Genomic DNA, 17,935 nt, shown 5'->3' on the forward strand with positions numbered 1-17,935 from the left:
CATGCGGGTCCTGGTCGAACCGGCAACAATCGTCTGTGCCCATGGCGGCACGATCCCGCAGCGGGCCTCGCAGGGTTTCGTGACGGTGATGGGCGCCCCCGTGCTGGTCGGGCCCGATCCGGTGCCGCGGCGGGTCGATCTCTGCCCGCTGCCGCCGCCCCAGAAGAAATGCCTGACCACGATCACCGTCACGGCGGGCTATTCGCGCTTCGTGACCGTCGGCGGGCGGCCGGTCTGCCTCGACACGCTGGCGGGGCTCACCGAGGGCTCGCCGGTCGGCACCTGGCGCGTGCTGGCGCCGGGACAGGCCCTGGTGGAGTGCAGCGCATGATCGCCCGGAGCGCCATGCTGCAGGGGATCGGGTTCGGCCTGGGGACCGGCGGGGGCGCATCGCGGGCCGCGGGGCCGGGGATCGGCCATACCGGCGCGCTGCTGCTTGTGCCCGAGGCCGCCTGCATCCGCCAGGATCTGCTGCTGCTGCTCCTGACGGTGCCGGGCGAGCGGGTGATGCGCCCGGCCTTCGGCTGCCATCTCGACCGGCTGCTGTTCCAGCCCAATGACGCGACGCTGGCGGGGCTTGCGATCCATTACGTGCGCCAGGCCGTGGCCCGGTTCGAGCCGAGGATCGAGATCGTCGGCCTCGATGCCGGGCGCCCGGCCGGGGCAGGGCCGGATGCGGAAGCCGGGGCGGGCAACCTGCTCGAGATCGTGCTGAGCTACCGGATCCGCCGCAGCCGGACCGAGGACGGGCTGGTGTTGCGGGTCGATCTCGATGCGGGGGGCCCGCCATGAGCCTGCCGCTGCCGCAGCTGGACGACCGCGATTTCGCGGCCCTGGTCGAGGAGGCGCTGGCCCGTGCCCGGCAGAGCTGCCCGGACTGGACCGACATGTCGCCCGCCGATCCCGGCCGCGCCCTGATCGAGGCCTTCGCCCATCTGACCGATGTGATGATCTTCCGGCTGAACCGGCTGCCGCGCAAGCTTTACGTGGCCTTCCTGAACCTTCTGGGCGGCGAGCTGCGCCCGCCCTCGGCCGCGACCGCGATGCTGGAGTTCCGCCGCGAGGAAGGCGAGGCGGATCTGGCTCCGGCCGCCGTGACGATCCCCGCCGGCACCCGGATCGGCGGCCGGGGCGAGGGCGCGCCGGTCTTCGTGACGCTGGAACAGGCGGTGCTGGCGGCCGATGCCCCAAGCGTCTCGGTGCGCGCGATCCATGCCGCCTGGGTCGAGGGAGAGCTGCTCTCCGAGGGGGTCGAGGGTCCCGGCGCGGTGCTGGCGCTGGCGCAGGGTCCGGTGATCGCGCCTCTGCCCTATGAGAGCGGCATCCTTCTGGGCGTCGAGGAAAGCGCGGGCGGGCGCCCGATGCGCCGCTTCGGCGGGCGGGATTTCGCGCTCTGGCCCGGGCTCGAGACGCCGTTCGAGCTGTTCTCGGACGGCCCGGGCTTTTACTGCGCGCGGGCTGCGGGGCGGATCTTCCTGCCGCGCGCGGCCCCGGGCAGCGCGGGCGTGCCCCCGCGCGATGCGCAGATCCGGGCCTGGTATCTGACCGGCGGCGGGGCGGCGGGCAATGTTGCGGCCGGAACGCTGAGCGACCTGCGCGACCCGCTCCCGGGGCTGACGGTGCGCAATCCCGAACGCGCGGCGGGCGGGCGCGACGCCGAGCCGCTGGAAGCGGCGCTGGAACGCATCCCGCGTGAGGTGTTTTCCGACCGCCGCGCGGTCACTGCCCGCGATTTCGAGGCCATCGCCACCGGCGAGGGCGGGGTGGCGCGGGCCCAGGCGCGGACCGGGGTGCAGCTCTGGGCCCATGCCGAACCGGGCACGGTCGAGCTGCTGCTGGTGCCCGAACCGGCGCCCGGCCAGTCCGATGCGGTGGGCCGCCGCGCCGGGATCGAGCCGTTGCAGACCGAAGAGCTGCGCGGCCGCATCGCCCGCCTCATCGCCGCGCGCAAGCCGCTGGGGGTGACGGTCAATGTCGCCTGGGCGCGGCTGAAACCGCTGTCGATCCGGGTCGATGTCGAGATCGAGCCCGACGCGCCCGAGGACGCGGTCCTGCGCCGGATCGAGGCGAGGCTCGACCGGCTGATCTCGCCCTTCCGCGACTGGCCGCCGGGCCGTCCGATCCGGCCCGCCGATGTCTATGGCACGGTGCTGGCCGAACCCGGGGTGCGCAGCGCCCGTTCGGTGGTCTTCGAGGTCGCCGAGGCGCCCGATACGGATGTCCGCGACGCGGTGCCCGACCCGCATCAGCCGCGCACCTGGTTCGCGGCCGCGGGCGACGCCATCTTCCGGTCGCTGAATGACGGCGCCAGCTGGGAAAGCGTCGCCCGGCAGGAGGGCTGTCCGGCGGTCGCGATGCGCCCGCATCCGACGCGGCCGGGACTGGTCGCCGCGGTCTGGGCCGAGGGCGGGAACCATACCGAGGACGGCGCGCGGCTGGCGGTCAGCTTCGATTGCGGCGAAACTTGGCAACGCGACGCGATCCGCTTCGACAGCTGGATCTACGACCTGGCCTGGCTGGGACGGGCGTCCGATCCGGTGCTGCTGATCGCCACCCGCTCGGGGCTTTACACTTGGCAGCTCCGCTCCGAGGCCCTGCAGCGGCGGCTTCCGGTCGCGGCCGGGGTGGATGCGGTGGGCGCCTATGCGGTCCTGGCCACCGAAACCGCGCTCGGCCGCCCGGTGGTGGTGCTGGCGACGCGGGAACAGCGGGGGGTGTGGATCTCCTACGATCCGCTGGAGCCGGGCAGCTTCGTCGCGACCGGGCTCGAGGGCAGCGACATCCGGGTGCTGGACGCGGCCGATCTGGCGGGCGGGCGTTATATCTGGGCGGGTGCGCGGGCCACCGGCGGCAGCGCGGGCGAGGGCGCCTTCCGGCTGACCCTGCCCGAGCGGCCGCAGGATCTGGACGCCTGGCAGCCCCTGCGCGCGCACTGGCGGGGGGGCTCGTGCCTCGGCTTCGCCTTTCTCGGCAGCCGCGCCTATGCCGGGTCCTTCGATGCCGGGGTGCTCGAGGCCGATCTGGCGGCCGATCCGCTGTCCTGGACCGCGCCCGAGGTCGATATTGGCCTGCCCTTCCGCAGCCGCGAAAACCTGTTCGAGCCGGTCGCGGCGCTGGCCGCGCGCGCCGCCGGTCCCGGCGGGCCCGAACTCATGATGGCGGCCGGTCCGCGCGGGCTTTATGCGCGGGGCGAAGGCGGCGGGCCCTTCGCCGCCACCTCGCCGACCCTGTTCGAGAACGAGGTCCGGCTGCCCGCGCCCTGGCTCTTCGCCTCGGAGCCCCATCGCATCAGGGTGATCGGATCCGATGACACGCCATGAGATCGCAGCCCTCCTGCCCGAGATCCTGCGCGAGGCCGACCGCCCCGCCTCGCCCTTCCGCGCGCTGCTCGAGGCGATGGTCGGGCTGGCCGATCCGGTCGACCGCGAGATCGACGGGCTCGACGTCCAGATCGACCCCAGGCGCTGCCGCGACCGGATGCTGGGGATGCTGCTGGGATGGCTGGATCTGGGGCCGGTGGCCGCGGCGGTCGCGCGCCATGTCCGCGATCCGGCCCTGCGCGATGCGCGGCTCCGGCGGCTGGCCTTGGCCGCGCCCGCGCTGCTGCCCCGGCGCGGCACCCAGGCCGGGCTGCGCGACATGCTGGCGGCGGCCTCGGGGCTGGAGGCGCTGCAGCTCTGCGAAAGCCGACCCGGCGACGGCCCGGGCCTTCGCCCGTTTCATGTGGTCATCGAATATCCCCGGCCCGAAAGCCCCGTCCGCGCCCTGATCCGGGAGGTGGCCGAGCTGGAGAAACCGGCCTTCGTCAGCTTCGAGATCGTCGAATTCTCCGCAACCGAAGACCGTGAGGAAGGAACCTGAGGGAATGCCAAGTTTCGAGATCGACGCCCCCCAGCTTGTGATAGAGCCTTCCGGCAGCGTGCAGGTCGGCATTTCCAACCGGGCCAACCAGGCCCGGAGCTGCCGTCTGCAGATCGCCTCCGAAGATGCCGAGACCGCGGGCTGGGTCGCGATCTCGCCCTGGCAGGAACGCAGCCTGCAACCGAACGAGCGCAGCGAAATCACGCTGAGCGTGACCCCGCCGCCCGATGCGGCGACCAAAGCGGCAACCGGTCCGCGGCGGTTCCGGCTGCTGGCGGTCGAGGTCTCGAACCCCGACGAGGATGTCGCGCGCAGCCCCGATTTCCGCTTCGATCTGCCCGGGGGCGGGGGCGCCAGGACGCCGCTCTGGCCGTTCATCGCCGCGGGGGTCGCGGCGCTTCTTCTGGTGATCGGGGTCGGGGCCTATCTGTTCTGGCCGCCCGGGACGGCACTGGTGCCGGGGCTGAGCGGGCTGCAGCTTTCCGAGGCCGAGGCCCGCCTGAAAGAGGCCGATCTGGTCCTGGGCGATGTCGAGGATCGGGAAACCGGCGGCGCTGCGCCGGGCATCGTTCTCGCTCAGGATCCGGGCGAGGGCGCCGAGCTTGCGCGCGGCTCGGCGGTGGCGCTGACCGTGTCGATCGAGCCGACCCGGGCCGAGGTGCCGAACCTGGTTGGCCTGAGCCAGGCCAACGCCGAGAACATCCTGCGCGATCGCGGGCTGCGTCTGGGACGGATCTCGACCCGGGAAAGCGGCGGCGTTGCGCCGGGAACGGTGCTTGCCCAGGACCCGGCAGCGAGCGCCGGGCTTGCGCCGGGCTCGGCGGTGGCGGTGGTGCTGGCAGCCGCGCCGGAGGAGGCGGTCGACGAGGACTGCATCCGCCACGATCCGGGCCGCATCGCGGCAAAGCAGATCGGCGGCCGCTGGAAGATCGTCGAGGGCAGCCACTGGATGCTGGATTTCGGCACCGATGGCGACAGCGCGAAGAAGGCGCTGGCGGTGCTGCAGGCCTATGGCGCCGACCGGATCTGCTATGTGAGCCGGCCGCAGCCACCGATGATGTATATCCTGAACGGCGACAGCGCCCCGGCCGCCACCGCCGCGACCCGGCAGAGACTGGCGGCGGCGGGGATCGGCCGCGAGGATTGCATCGGTTTCGATCCGGCGACGCTGGATCTGGAAAGCGGCGGCTCGGGGGTGACGCTGGTCAGCGACCGCAGCCGGATGATCCTCTTTCGCAACATGGACGAGGCGAAGACGGCGCTGAGGGTGATCCGCAAGCACGGTTTCACCCGGCAATGCTTCGTCGGCCGTCCGAACCCCGAATTCCGGTATTTCCTGCGCTGAACTCTATGAAAGGAGACAGAAATGGCGCTTGCACTTCCTGTGACGATGAAGAAGGCGGTTCATGTGATCGGTATCCTGTGCGCGGCTGCGGCCGGGCTTGCCCTGATCATCCACGGCGCGATCATCACCAGGGCGCCGCTGGAAATCGCCTGGGGCGCGATCTTCCTGGCCGGGGCGCTCCTTGCCGTGCTCGGCGGGGCGACGGCCAGCCCCCGGGGCGGCATCGACCCGCCCTCAGTGGGGGCGAAATTCACCCGGATCGCCGACTGGGCCTGGTATTGCATCGCGGCTCTCGTGGTGGTGGGCATCGTCCTGAGCTTCGTGATCTAGGCCGGGCGCAATGGGGGTGAAGGGCGCGGTCGCGCTGTTGCTGGTCTTCGGTCTCGTCTTCTACCTGACGCTGGGGGCGGGGCTGATGACCGGACGCGGCACCGGCCCGCCCGATCCCGAAAATTTCAGCGCCCCGGGATGGACCGGGGCGCTGGACCGGCTCGTCGCGCCGTTCCGGCCGCGGCTGGACCTGTCGCAGACCCGCTTCGTCTTTACCGAGGCCGGCTCGATCGAGCTGCCGCGGATTTCGGGCGAGGCGATGCGGCGGGCCAGTTTCGCGGTCGAGGGACGGGCGCGGCTGATCTATTCCTGCCCGGGATGCGACGGGGATCAGGTCTGGCCAGAGGAAGGGACCCGCGATTTCGGCAAGGTGAGCTTTGCGGTCTTCCCCTCGGGCGGGCGGATCCTGGTCCGTCCCCAGAGCAGCCGGGTGGTGCTCAGCTTACGGGACGGGCGGTGAGAAGCGAACGGATCGCACGGATCAGCCCCGGCAGGGTGCCGATGAACAGCGCCACGATCCAGACCAGCGCGAGGACCGAGGTGATCAGCGCCGCCAGCGCATCGGCGATCGAGGCGAGAAAGCCCGGCACCAGGGCATGCAGGACTGCCGTCAGCCAGGTCAGGGCCAGCGAGCTGGCAATCACCAGCATCAGGGTCTTCATCTTCAGGAAGCGCTGATGGGCGAGGATCAGGCAGATCGCGAAGCCGAGCTTGAAGGCCATGATCAGGGCCAGCGCGGCGGCGGCCTTTCCAGTCGGGAAATCCGCGAAGGCGGCGAAATAGGCCAGGGTGCCGAAAGGGACCGCCAGAAGCAGGGTCAACATCAGCATCAGCGCCGCGAAGGCCGCGAGGATCAGGGCCAGCACCGCAAGGCCGCCGATCAGCGCCAGCAGGATGCCGATGGCCGCCTGCACCCGTCCCGCCAGCGCGGGCCAGAGCAGGGCCAGCGCGATGGCCAAGGTGGCATAGACCAGGATCAGGTCGATGGCGGCAAGGTAGGGCACGCCGAAGCCGGGCGAGATATCGGACAGCCCTCCCCCCGGTGGCGGCACCAGCGCGGGCCAGGCCAGGGCCAGACCGATCTCGAAGGAGACCGCGAAGGCCAGCAGCACCAGCGCCAGCACGAAGAACGGCATGCGGAGGGTCTCGGTCACGGGGCGGCATCCCCTTTGCGCGAGCGTGTCGGGACATGATACCGCAGAAGGCGGCCTTCTCAAGCATAGTCTCGGGCTCATTCTTGGGCGCGGTGTCGGGACGGGCGCCGCCCGGCGTCGGGCAGGGCAGGGGTCGCGGAAGCACAAGGCGGCGGGCAGTCATCGCAGTTGCAGGGGGCTTGGCGCGCCAGGGCTTCGGTCCCCGGCCCTTGTCGGGTCCGGGCCGGGTCCGGGCCGGTTTTTCGCATCTTGGGGACGGCTCCGGAAGCGCTGTCCGGATGAGCCGGGCCGCCTGTCCCGGCGGGGGCACAGAGGACCGGTGCCGGGCGGATAAGGCGACGGTCTCCGCCATGCCGGGGCCGGCGCGGGGCGCGCGAGGCGGCATGATCGCGGCCCCCTGCACGCCTCTCTGTGGGAGCCTCTGCGGGGGCATCGTCTTCGGATGGCCCAGCCATTCGGCACCGACCTGGGAATGCGGGGCGCCGCGACCGCAGCGGCCCGGGTCCGATCCGCCCTGCACTGGCGTCCCGCGCCCGGGACGCCCCTTGCGGCACCGCCCTCGCCGGGTCAGAGCCCGCGGGCGATGACCATGCGCTGCACCTCGCTGGTGCCCTCGTAGATCTGGCAGACCCGGACGTCGCGATAGATCCGCTCGACGGGATAATCGGCCAGATAGCCATAGCCGCCATGGATCTGCAGCGCCGCCGAACAGACCTCCTCGGCCATTTCCGAGGCGAAGAGCTTGGCCATGCTGGCCTCGGTCAGGCAGGGCCTGCCCGCCTCGCGCAGGCGGGCCGCGCGCAGGACCAGAAGCCGCGCCGCGTCGATCCGCGTCGCCATGTCGGCCAGCCTGAACGCGACCGCCTGATGCTCGGCGATGGGGCGGCCGAAGGTGATCCGCTCGCGGGCATAGGCCAGCGCCGCCTCATGCGCCGCGCGCGCCATGCCGACGGCCTGCGCGGCGATGCCGATCCGGCCACCCTCGAGATTGGACAGTGCGATCCGGTAGCCCTCGCCCTCGGCGCCCAGCAGGTTCTCGGCCGGGACGCGCATGCCGTCGAAGGCCAGCGCGCAGGTGTCCGAGGCGTTCTGGCCGAGCTTTCTCTCAACCGAGACGACCTCGTAGCCGGGGGTATCCGTCGGGACGATGAAGGCCGAGATGCCCTTCTTGCCCGCCGCCTTGTCGGTGACCGCGAAGACGATCACCACCGCGCCGTTCTGGCCCGAGGTGATGAACTGCTTGGCGCCGTCGATGACATAGTGATCGCCCTCGCGCCGCGCCGTGGTCTTCAGCGCCGAGGCGTCGGAGCCCGCCTGCGGCTCGGTCAGGGCAAAGCCGCCGATCCACTCGCCCGCGGCCATCTTCGGCAGAAACCGGGCCTTCTGTTCTTCGGTGCCGTAGCGCAGGATCGGCATGCAGCCCACCGAACTGTGCACCGAGACGATGGTGGAACAGGCGCCGTCGGCGGCGGCGATCTCTTCGAGCGCCAGCGCATAGGCCACCATGCCGGTATCCGAGCCGCCATGGGCCTCCGGTACCAGCATGCCCATGAAACCCAGTTCGCCCAGCTCGGTCATCTCGGCGCGGGGGAAGGCATGGTCACGGTCGCGGGCGGCGGCGCCGGTGGCAAGGCGCCCCTGCGCGAAGGCGCGCGCGGCCTCGCGGATCTGGTCCTGCTCTTCCGTCAGCATCAGGCGAACCTTTCCACGGCCATGGCGGTGGCCTCGCCGCCGCCGATGCAGAGCGAGGCGACGCCGCGTTTCAGCCCGTGGGTTTCGAGCGCCGCGAGCAGCGTCACCAGCACCCGCGCCCCCGAGGCGCCGATGGGATGACCAAGCGCGCAGGCTCCGCCATGGATGTTGACGATGTCATGCGAGAGCCCCAGATCGCGGATCGCGGCCATGGCGACGACGGCGAAGGCTTCGTTCACCTCGAACAGGTCGATTTCGGACAGCGTCAGCCCGGTGCGCTCGGTCAGCTTGCGGATCGCGCCGATGGGGGCGGTCGGAAACAGCGAGGGCTTGTCGGCATGGGTGGCATGGCCGAGGATGCGGGCCAGGGGTGTCAGGCCCCGGCGCTCGGCCTCGGAGGCGCGCATCAGGACCAGCGCGGCGGCGCCGTCCGAGATCGACGAGCTGTTGGCCGCAGTCACGGTGCCGCCCTCGCGGAAGGCGGGTTTCAGCGCGGGGATCTTCTCGGGGCGGGCCTTGCCGGGCTGTTCGTCAGTGTCGATCACCTGCTCGCCCTTGCGCGTGGCAAGGATCACGGGCGCGATCTCGGCCCGGAAGCGGCCTTCTGCGATGGCGGCATTGGCGCGCTCGAGCGAGGCGATGGCATAGGCGTCCTGGGCCTCGCGGGTGAACTGGAAGGCCTCGGCGCAATCCTCGGCGAAGGTGCCCATCAGCCGGCCCCTGTCATAGGCGTCCTCGAGCCCGTCGAGGAACATGTGGTCCTTCACCTCGCCATGGCCCATCCGGTAACCGCCCCGTGCCTTCGGCAGCAGATAGGGGGCATTCGACATGCTCTCCATCCCGCCCGCGACAACCACCTGCGCCGAGCCGGCGGCGATCAGGTCATGGGCCAGCATCGCGGCCTTCATCCCCGAGCCGCACATCTTGTTGACGGTGGTGGCGCCTGCGCCCAGGGGCAGGCCGGCCGCCAGCGCCGCCTGCCGGGCGGGGGCCTGGCCCTGGCCCGCGGGCAGCACGCAGCCCATCAGGATCTCCTCGACCGCCTCGGGCGCGAGCCCGTTCAGGGCGGCGCGGATCGCGGTGGCGCCGAGGCTCGGGGCATCCGCCGCGGCAAGATCGCCCTGAAAGCCGCCCATGGGGCTGCGCCGGGCGCCGGTGATGACGATGGGATCGGAGGTCATGTCGGTTTCCTCATTTCGGGGCCATGCGAAGCGCGCCGTCCAGCCGGATCACCTCGCCGTTCAGCATCGGGTTCTCGACGATCGCGCGGACCATCTGCGCGTATTCCTGCGGACGGCCCAGCCGGGGCGGGTAGGGCACGGTGGCGCCGAGGCTGTCCTGTACCTCCTGCGGCAGGCCCGCCATCATCGGAGTCGCGAAGATGCCGGGCGCGATGGTCATGACGCGGATCGCGTGGCGCGCCAGTTCGCGGGCGGCCGGAAGGGTCATCGCGGCGATGCCGCCCTTCGAGGCCGCATAGGCGATCTGGCCGATCTGGCCGTCGAAGGCGGCCACCGAAGCGGTATTGACGATCACGCCCCGTTCCTCGCCCTCATTGCCCGCCATCGCCTCGGCGGCGAGACGCATCATGTTGAAACTGCCGGTGAGATTGATGCCGATGGCGCGCCGGAAGCTGTCCAGCCCGTGCGGCCCGTCCCGGCCCAGAAGCCTTTCGCCCGGGGCGATGCCCGCGCAGTTCACCAGCACATGGAGCCCGCCGAAGCTCTCGCATGCGGCGGCGACGGCCGCCTGGGCGTCCTCGCCCGAGGTGACGTCGGTCTGCACGAAGCGGGCGGCCTGGCCCAGCTTTTGCGCCTGTGCCGCGCCGGCCTCGGCATCGATGTCGGCCAGCAGCACGCGGCCACCCGCAGCCACGGCCATTTCGGCCACCGCCGCGCCAAGGCCCGAGGCCGCGCCGGTGACCAGAAAAACCCGGTTCTCGATCTGCATGGGATATCCTTACCTGACGTTCTGCTTCTCGACCTCGGCCTTGCGCAGCAGGAAGCGCTGGATCTTGCCCGAGGGGGTCTTGGGCAGGCTGTCGACGAAATCGATCAGCCGCGGATAGGCATGGGCCGAGAGCCGTTTCCTGACATGTTGCTGCAGCTCTTCGCAAAGCGCGTCGCTGGCCTCATGGCCCTTGCCGAGGATCACGAAGGCCTTGACCAGCTCGGTGCGCTCGGGGTCGGGGATGCCGACCACGGCGGCCTCGATCACGGCCGGGTGCTCGATCAGCGCGCTTTCGACGTCGAAGGGGCCGATCCGGTAGCCCGAGGAGGTGATGACGTCATCCGCCCGCCCGATGAAGCTGAGCGAGCCGTCGGGCTCGATCTCGACGGAATCCCCGGTGCGGTAATAGCCGTCCCGGATCGCCGGCGTCTCGGTGCCGTAATAGCCGGTGAACCACAGAAGCGGCGAATTCGCGATGTCGACAGCCAGTTCGCCGGGGCAGTTCGGGGGCTGTTCGTTGCCCGCCTCGTCCAGCACCGCGATCCGGTAGCCGGGCATGGCATATCCGGCCGAGCCGGGGCGCACGTCATGGGAAAGCCCGTGATGGTTGTTCACGCACATGCCAAGCTCGGTCTGGCCGTAATGGTCGTGGATCGCGACCGAGAGATGCTTTTCGAACCAGTGGATGATCTCGGGGTTCAGGGGCTCGCCCGCAGATGAAACGGTGCGCAGCCTGCCCTTGATCGGGGCCACGGCCTCGGGGCCCGCCGCGATCAGCATCCGGAAGGCGGTGGGAGAGCCCGCGAGGCTGGTGATGCCCAGCTCGTCGATCAGCCGGATCGTGGTCTCGGCCGAGAAGCCGCCCTCGTGCAGCGTGGTCGCGGCGCCCAGCAGCAGCGGGCCGCAGACGGCGTAGTAAAGCCCGTAGGCCCAGCCCGCATCGGCGAGGTTCCAGAAGCTGTCCTCCTCGTGCAGGCCGATGCCGTCGCGCATGTAGACCGCGAAGGCCAGCATCGCGCGTTGCGGCACCATCAGCGCCTTGGGCAGCCCGGTGGTGCCCGAGGTCGACATCACCATGAAGGGCGCGTCCTTGTCGCGCAGGACCGGGGCGAATTCGGCCGGGGCGGCGGCGCGCTCGGCGCAAAGATCGATATCGCCCGCCGGCCGCGGGTCATCCGCGCCGCGGATCAGTGCGACAGGCGGGCAATCGGGGATCTCGTCCAGCTTGTCGCGTTGGGCGGCGGTGGTGACGATCATCCGGGTGCCCGCGCAGACCAGGCGGTGCTCGATGGCCTTGGGGCCGAAGGCGGTGAAAAGCGGCTGATAGACCGCCCCCAGCCGCCAGACCCCGAGGATGGTGGCGATCAGATCGAGGGTGCGGGGCAGAAGACCGGCCACCACGTCGCCCGGGCCGACGCCATGGGCCTTGAGCACATTGGCCGTGCGGGCGGAAAGCTCGCGCAGGTCCTCGAAGGTGTATTCGGCAAGGTTGCCCTCGGCCGGGACGGCGCGCAGGGCCACCAGGTTCCGCCCGCAATGGCGATCGCAGCATTCGACGGCGGCATTCAGCCCGGCATCCAGATCGCCCGCGAGGCTGGCGATCTCGTCCTTGATCGAGAAGCGGGCATGGGCATCGGCGTAATCGCGGCGCGCGATCCGGTCTATCTTCATATGTCGTCCTCCCTGACCCCTCCGCCCGCGTCTTCGGGGCGGCCTCCCGGGGTCCGGTGACATACTGTCGCGGGGACGCATTGCAAACAATGTCGCAATCGTCCAAAATCGGTGATCGGTTTTGCAATGGATTCAGGTCGGGAAATGCAACGACGGATCGTCTCGGCCGGGTTCGTGGCGGATGCGCTGGCGCCTCTGGCACAGCGCGGCATCGACCCGGGCCCGCTGCTGGCCGGGGCCGGGATCGGGACCGCGGACGGGCCGGTGACCAACCAGGAATACGGCCGATTATGGCTGGCGGTGGCCGAGGCCCTGGGCGACGAGTTCTTCGGGCTGGGGGCGCGGCCGATGCGGCCGGGCGGCTTCGTGTTCCTGGGCCATGCGGTGCTGCATGCGGCGACGCTGAATGTCGCGCTCAGGCGCGCCCTGCGCTTTCTGGGCGTCCTGCTCGAGGATCCGAGCGGCGCCTTACGGGTGAGCGACGGGCAGGCCGAGATCGTGCTGAGCGACCGGCGCGGGCTGCGCTCGGCCTTTGCCTACCGGACCTACTGGCTGGTGCTGATGGGGCTGTCCTGCTGGCTGATCGGGCGGCGGATCCCCTTGACGCGGCTTGATTTCGCCTGTGCGGCGCCGCCGAACCGGGCCGATTACCAGCGCTTCTTCGGCGCGCCGGTGCAGTTCGGCCAGCCCGAAAGCCGGCTTTGCTTCGCGGCGCGCTATCTGGATCTGCCGACGATCCGCGACGAACGCGCGCTGAAGGTCTTCCTGGCCGGGGCGCCCGCGAACATTCTCGTGCGCTACCGTCACGATCAGGGGCTGTCGGCGCGGATCCGGGCGCGGCTGCGCGGGTGCGAGCCCGCGCTCTGGCCCGATCTGGAGGCGCTGGCGCAGGAGCTGGCGCTGTCGCCCGCGACGCTGAGGCGACGGCTGAGCGCCGAGGGTCAGGGCTGGCAGGCGATCCGCGACGATCTGCGCTTTGCCGAAAGCCGGCGGCTTCTGGCCGAAACCGGCGAGAGCGTGGCGACGATTGCCCTGCGCGTCGGCTATGCCGAGCCGAGCGCCTTTCACCGGGCCTTCCTGAAATGGTCGGGCGAGACCCCCGCGGCCTTTCGCGCGGCGCGCGCGGGCTGAGCCCGGGGTGGCGCCCGCGGCCTTCAGCCGCCGGGACGACCGCCTGCCGCGGCGGCAGGGCTTTGGGCGTCATCCGGCCCTGCCGCAGAGAAAGGCCCGGAAAGAATGTCTTCGTTCCCGGATCCGTGAAAGGGGAACCCTTCCTGCGCTGGACAGGGCGGGGCGCGACCGGGGAAAGCGGCTCACTGGTTCACCGGACCACGGGGGCACGGGGGCACGGGGGCACGGGGGCACGGGGGCACGGGAGGCGAGGATGAGAGCGGCGCGGCCTCTGGCCAGACCTGCCGACAGCGCGCGGGGGGGCAAGGACCCGATCCCGCCTGTTCCTGCCCTGAAAGATACGGGCGGGCATGGTCCGGCCCGCGCCGGGGCGGGGCCGGGGGGGCCGCTCAGTCGTCATGGTCGTCATGGTCGTCGCGTGTGGCGTCGCCGGGCCGCCCGCGCCGCCAATAGGTGCCGATTTCCTTCTGCCCGGGGGGCAGGGCGGCGGCGATCCGGCGGGCCTCAAGCACCAGCCCGTGTTCGGCCCCGACCCAGACCCGCGCCCCGGGCCGGGCGTCCAGCGCCTCGGCGAAGCGCGCGGCGGCAGAGGCGGCAAAACCCTCGGGGCCCAACAGCAGCGTCTCGAGCGGCGAGGCGGGCAGATAGCCGGCATCGGCCGGGCGCAGCGGCGCGATCACCCAGCCCTCGGCCCGGGCGGGCAGGGCCTCGAGGATCCGCACCAGGGCGGGCAGCGCGGTCTCGTCGCCCATCAGGATCAGCGGCCGGTCGGTCCCGGGGGGCAGGCCGCCGCCCGGGCCCATGATGCCGATCCGGTCGCCGGGACGGGCGGCGCGGGCCCAGTCCGAAATCTGCCCGCCCGGATGATCGGCGAAATCGATTGCCACGCGGCCCGCCTCCGGTTCCAGCCCGAGCAGGGTAAAATAGCGCACATGCAGCCGGTCGGGGCCCTTGGGCCAGCGCGTGGCACCATTGGCCGCAACCCCGGGCCAGACCGGGCTCCGGCTCCGGTCGGCGGGCAGCATCAGCTTGACATGGATGCCGTCGCGGGTCAGCGGCCCGAGATCCTCACCCGAGAGGGACAGCCGGGTCATGCCGTCGACGGGGCGCGAGCGGTCGAGCACCGTCAGCAGCCGGAAGTTCGGTGGCGTCCGGCGGCTGTCGGCATCGCCGTCTCCGGGCCAGCGCAGGTTGCGCGCGGCCTCGGGATCGGCGTCTTCGAGGTGATGCACGACCGCCTCCTTGAGGAAATAGAGCGTGTTCCGGCTGACCGCCGAGAGCCGGATCCGCATCCGTCCCGGAACGGTCAGGAATTCCAGCCGGTTGCCCTGGAAGGAAAAGGCCAGATGCCCGGCCCGGTCGATCTCGGGCGGGATGTCGTGGCTTTTGGCATGGGCCGACAGCGCGGCATGGGCCGCCTCGGCGCCGGCAAAGGCCAGTTCGGTTTCGACGTCGATCAAGGGAGCTCTCCTCTCAGTGCCGTGCGGGTGCCGGAAGGGTGGGGGGGGGCGCGCTCAGGCCGCGTCCAGCGACAGCCAGAGCGGGCCGGGCAGGGGCCGTGCGAAGCGCGCGTTCAGCGCCGCCAGCGTCCGGCCGGGATCGAGGCCCGCGCCGGTCTCGGGATGCAGCCAGCGCCCGAGGCATTCGGCCAGAACCGGCGCCATCAGCGGCGCGGTCGCGAGCCCCGACCAGATGCCATGGACCCGACCCCTGCGCGTGGCGGTGCTGTCCTTCAGCGCCGGGCGGGCGGCGGCACGAACAAGACCTGCCCGGCCCTGATCCGGGTCGAGCCCCGGCGCGATGCCGGGTTGCAGCTCGGGGGCGAAGCTGCCGCCGGTGGCGATATAGACCTCGGGGTCGAAGGCGATCAGGCCCTCGGGGCCGAGCTTTGCGCCCCAGCCCTCGGAGCCCTCCAGAAGCTGCCCGCCCGCGAGCCCGAACAGCCCGCCCCAGAAGGCATGGCCCGCGGCCCAGCAGCAGGTGTCATAGGTCGACATGATCTCCATATAGGTGCGGGGCCGCGATCCGGAGGCGGCAGCCGCTGCGCGCACCGCCGCAAGCCGGGCACGGCCCGAGGCCGCCAGATCGCGCGCAGCGCCCGGCTGCTCCAGCACCGCGCCCCAGAACCCCATCGTGCGCTCGAGCGTCTCGCCGGGCGGCAGCGCCCGGTCATGGCCGCCGGTCCAGGCCAGCGGGATCCCGGCCGCGCGCAGGACGCCTTCCAGCACCGAGCCGCCGGGCGGCAGCATATAGGCGCTGGCCACCACCAGATCCGGGGACAGCGCGAGGATGCCCTCGGCCGAGACGGTGTCGGGCGAGAGCTTGCCGACCACCGGCAGGCCCGCGGGCGCCAGCCAGTCGGCACGCCCGAGATCCAGCCGGGGCACGCTGGCCCAGCCCGCGAGCCGCGCGCCCGGCTCCGGGATCAGGGCGGCCATCGAGATCAGGTCGGTCGCATCCAGAAGCACGATCCGCTCGGGCGGCGCGGGCAGCGCGAGGCGGTTTCCCAGCACGTCGCGGGCCTCGATCCCCGCCCGGGCGCGGGCCAGGCGCGGGGCGGCCAGCGCCGCCGCCGCCCCGATCAGCACAGCGCGCCGGCCTACCATGTCTTGCGCAGCCCGACGGTGACGATCCGGCCCTCTCCGTATTGGCAGAAATAGTCGTAGCTGCAGCTGGAATAATAGGTCTCGTCGAACAGGTTGCGCACGTTCAGCGTGGCCTCGAGCCCCGAAAGCGCGGGGTTGCGCGCGCCCAAATCGTAGCGGATCGCCAGATCGGTCAGGGTATAGGAGCCGGATTTCAGGCTGTTCGCATCGTCGCCATAGCTTGACCCGACGAAGCGCACCCCGCCACCCAGTTCCAGCCCGTCAAGCGCGCCGCCGAAGCTGCGGTTCAGCCAGAGAGAGCCGAAATAATCCGGTACCGCCTGCGGCCGGTTGCCGATGATCGCGGCATTGGACGAGGAACGCAGCTCGGTATCGAGCAGGGTCAGCGCGCCGATCAGCTCGAGCCGGTCGGTCAGCTTGCCGCGGCCCTCGAATTCCACCCCGCGCGAGCGGATCTTGCCGGTCTGGATGAAATAGCCCGAGACGTCGCCCGGGGTCAGCACGTTGGTCTGGTCGATGCTGAAGGCGGCCATGGTGAACAGCGCGTCCATGCCGGGCGGCTGGTACTTGATCCCCAGCTCCCATTGCTCGGACTCGGTCGGCACGAAGGGATTGCCCGCGGCATCGACACCCGAGGTCGGCTCGAGCGAGGTCGAATAGCTGACATAGGGCGCGGCGCCATTGTCGAAGAGATAGAGCAGGGCCGCGCGGTAGGAGGTGTTCTCGGTGCTCTGGTCGGTACTGGTCGCGCTCAGCCGGTTCAGGCTGTCGGTCTCGATCCGGTCATGGCGCAGGCCCAGCACCGCGCGGAACCGGCCGAAGGCGAGCTGATCGGTCAGGTAGAGCCCGGCCTGCCGCATGGTCTGGTGGCTGTCGGTCATGGCCGTGAACGGGCCCGAGACGCCGCCATAGGCCGGGGCGGTCACGTCGAGCGGCGGGGCCATCGCGAAGGAATATTGCCAGTCGCTGTCATTCCACAACAGATCGGCCCCGGCCAGCAGCCGGTGCTCGACCGCGCCGGTCGCAAAGCGGTATTCGAGATTGGTGTCCCAGTTCAGCGCCCGCACGGTCTCGCCCGAGATCAGCGCGAGCCGCGCAAGCTCGCCGCCGGCGTCGAGCGGCGCGCCCATCTGGAGGCCCTTCATGTCGGCGTCGATCCGGCCATAGCGCAGTTTCGAACGCAGCGTCAGATCGGCCGAGAAGGCATGTTCGAGCCCGGCCGTCAGCGCCCATTGGGTGCGCTCGAAGCTGTCGAAATCCGGGTCGCCCACATTGAAGTCGCGGTCGAGATAGCGGGCATAGGCGGCAGGCGCGCGGCCCCTGGGATAGATCGAGTTGAAATAGCCGCCCTCGGGGTCGTCCTGCCAGTAGCCGCCGAAGGTCAGCCTTGTCCCGGCCGAGGGCTGCCAGACCAGGACCGGGGCGATGGCGTAACGCCGCTCGTCGACATCGTCGTAGCGGGTGTTCGCGCTGCGGCCGATGGCGATCAGGCTGTATTGCAGGGTGCCGGCCTGATCGAGGGTGCCGTGCTGCTCGACCCCGGCCTGGACCCGGTCATGGGTGCCGTATTCCAGCCGCGCCTCGCCGCCGGTCGTGCCATCCGGGGCGCGGGTGACCATGTTGACCAGACCGCCGGGGCTCGAGGGCCCGTACAGCAGCGCCGAAGGGCCCTTGAGCACATCGACCCGGTCCAGCAGGAACGGATCGACGGCGGGCTGGGCGAAGGCCTGGCCGCGCGGCAACCGCAGCCCGTCCAGCGAGGCCACGAATTGCGACGAGGTGCCGAAGCCGCCGAAGCCGCGCAGGAACACGCTGTCATAGCGGGTCGAGGCGTCGATCTCGGACAGCACGCCCGAGGTGTAGCGCAGCGCCTGGCCCACGGTCTGGGTGTTCTGGTCGTCGAACTGCTTGCGGGTCAGCACGCTCAGCGCCTGGGGCGTCTCGACCACCGGCGTGTCGGTCTTGGTCGCCGAGCGCATGTCCGGGAGCGCGTAGGAGCTCGAGGTATCGGCGATATCGGCCTGCAACACGATGGTCTCGAGCGCGAAGGCATCCTGCTGTGCGGCAGCATCGGTCGCGGCCGCGCCGAGTGCGGCGGCCAATGCCGCGGTCGTCCTGCCCAAGGTCCCTCTGTCCATCCGACATCTCCGTTTCGTGACTGTCGAAGCGGCGTTAGCAAAACGGGACGATACCGT

The 17,935-nt window shown here is 71.1% G+C and carries 16 protein-coding genes; 8 read left to right on the plus strand and 8 right to left on the minus strand.

From position 1 onward, the window contains the following. The first annotated feature begins 1 nt into the window (after nucleotide 1). From B5V46_RS18340 to B5V46_RS18370, 7 genes are read left to right on the plus strand one after another with little or no spacing between them, the layout of a single operon-like run. On the plus strand, nucleotides 2-331 hold the full coding sequence (locus B5V46_RS18340) for a hypothetical protein (protein WP_080618139.1): 330 nt from the start codon (nucleotides 2-4) through the stop codon (nucleotides 329-331). After that, complete coding sequence (locus B5V46_RS18345; protein ID WP_080618140.1) at nucleotides 328-792, plus strand: GPW/gp25 family protein; 465 nt, start codon at nucleotides 328-330, stop codon at nucleotides 790-792. Before B5V46_RS18340 ends, B5V46_RS18345 begins: the two co-directional genes overlap by 4 nt. Beyond that, nucleotides 789-3,320 carry a baseplate J/gp47 family protein gene (locus B5V46_RS18350; protein WP_080618141.1) on the plus strand — a complete coding sequence of 844 codons (2,532 nt, stop codon included), beginning with the start codon at nucleotides 789-791 and terminating at the stop codon, nucleotides 3,318-3,320. Before B5V46_RS18345 ends, B5V46_RS18350 begins: the two co-directional genes overlap by 4 nt. After that, a complete protein-coding gene (locus B5V46_RS18355) occupies nucleotides 3,307-3,861 on the plus strand; it encodes a hypothetical protein (RefSeq protein ID WP_080618142.1) in 555 nt (184 codons plus the stop codon). The genes B5V46_RS18350 and B5V46_RS18355 overlap by 14 nt, the downstream gene beginning before the upstream one ends. 4 nt (nucleotides 3,862-3,865) lie before the next feature. Next, on the plus strand, nucleotides 3,866-5,206 hold the full coding sequence (locus tag B5V46_RS18360) for a PASTA domain-containing protein (protein WP_080618143.1): 1,341 nt from the start codon (nucleotides 3,866-3,868) through the stop codon (nucleotides 5,204-5,206). A 21-nt stretch (nucleotides 5,207-5,227) separates the two neighbouring features. After that, nucleotides 5,228-5,536: a hypothetical protein gene (locus B5V46_RS18365; RefSeq protein WP_080618144.1), complete on the plus strand. Its 309-nt coding sequence runs from the start codon at nucleotides 5,228-5,230 to the stop codon at nucleotides 5,534-5,536. A gap of 10 nt (nucleotides 5,537-5,546) precedes the next feature. Further along, a complete protein-coding gene (locus B5V46_RS18370) occupies nucleotides 5,547-5,996 on the plus strand; it encodes a hypothetical protein (RefSeq protein WP_080618145.1) in 450 nt (149 codons plus the stop codon). Here B5V46_RS18370 and B5V46_RS18375 read toward each other — a convergent pair. The 5 genes from B5V46_RS18375 to B5V46_RS18395 all read right to left on the minus strand — a co-directional run bounded on the left by B5V46_RS18375 (nucleotide 5,974) and on the right by B5V46_RS18395 (nucleotide 12,003). Beyond that, nucleotides 5,974-6,690: a hypothetical protein gene (locus B5V46_RS18375; protein WP_080618146.1), complete on the minus strand. Its 717-nt coding sequence runs from the start codon at nucleotides 6,688-6,690 to the stop codon at nucleotides 5,974-5,976. The genes B5V46_RS18370 and B5V46_RS18375 overlap by 23 nt on opposite strands. Nucleotides 6,691-7,257: 567 nt before the next feature. Then, nucleotides 7,258-8,382, minus strand: coding sequence for an acyl-CoA dehydrogenase family protein (locus tag B5V46_RS18380; protein WP_369822856.1), 1,125 nt, complete (start codon nucleotides 8,380-8,382; stop codon nucleotides 7,258-7,260). Beyond that, entirely contained in the window at nucleotides 8,382-9,563 is a 1,182-nt protein-coding gene (locus tag B5V46_RS18385; protein ID WP_080618148.1) for an acetyl-CoA C-acyltransferase, read from the minus strand. Before B5V46_RS18385 ends, B5V46_RS18380 begins: the two co-directional genes overlap by 1 nt. Before the next feature lie 10 nt (nucleotides 9,564-9,573). Further along, a complete protein-coding gene (locus B5V46_RS18390; RefSeq protein WP_080618149.1) occupies nucleotides 9,574-10,332 on the minus strand; it encodes an SDR family NAD(P)-dependent oxidoreductase in 759 nt (252 codons plus the stop codon). A 9-nt stretch (nucleotides 10,333-10,341) separates the two neighbouring features. Continuing rightward, nucleotides 10,342-12,003 (minus strand): AMP-binding protein, encoded by a 1,662-nt coding sequence (locus B5V46_RS18395; RefSeq protein WP_080618150.1) that lies wholly within the window; start codon nucleotides 12,001-12,003, stop codon nucleotides 10,342-10,344. Nucleotides 12,004-12,147: 144 nt separating this feature from the next. On the opposite strand from B5V46_RS18395, the gene B5V46_RS18400 reads away from it, so the two are divergent. After that, complete coding sequence (locus B5V46_RS18400; RefSeq protein ID WP_080618151.1) at nucleotides 12,148-13,134, plus strand: AraC family transcriptional regulator; 987 nt, start codon at nucleotides 12,148-12,150, stop codon at nucleotides 13,132-13,134. Between the two features lie 389 nt (nucleotides 13,135-13,523). Here B5V46_RS18400 and B5V46_RS18405 read toward each other — a convergent pair whose 3' ends face one another. The 3 genes from B5V46_RS18405 to B5V46_RS18415 are packed head-to-tail and all read right to left on the minus strand — an operon-like array spanning nucleotide 13,524 to nucleotide 17,878. Next, complete coding sequence (locus B5V46_RS18405; protein ID WP_080618152.1) at nucleotides 13,524-14,594, minus strand: siderophore-interacting protein; 1,071 nt, start codon at nucleotides 14,592-14,594, stop codon at nucleotides 13,524-13,526. Nucleotides 14,595-14,648: 54 nt separating this feature from the next. Continuing rightward, the gene (locus B5V46_RS18410) at nucleotides 14,649-15,740 is read right to left on the minus strand and encodes a hypothetical protein (protein ID WP_080618153.1); all 1,092 of its coding nucleotides are present in this window, start codon (nucleotides 15,738-15,740) and stop codon (nucleotides 14,649-14,651) included. Continuing rightward, nucleotides 15,734-17,878, minus strand: a complete 2,145-nt coding sequence (locus B5V46_RS18415; RefSeq protein WP_080618154.1) for a TonB-dependent siderophore receptor — start codon at nucleotides 17,876-17,878, stop codon at nucleotides 15,734-15,736. Before B5V46_RS18415 ends, B5V46_RS18410 begins: the two co-directional genes overlap by 7 nt. Nucleotides 17,879-17,935: the final 57 nt, after the last annotated feature.

The sequence above is a fragment of the Rhodovulum sp. MB263 genome (assembly GCF_002073975.1).
Taxonomy (GTDB): domain Bacteria; phylum Pseudomonadota; class Alphaproteobacteria; order Rhodobacterales; family Rhodobacteraceae; genus Rhodovulum.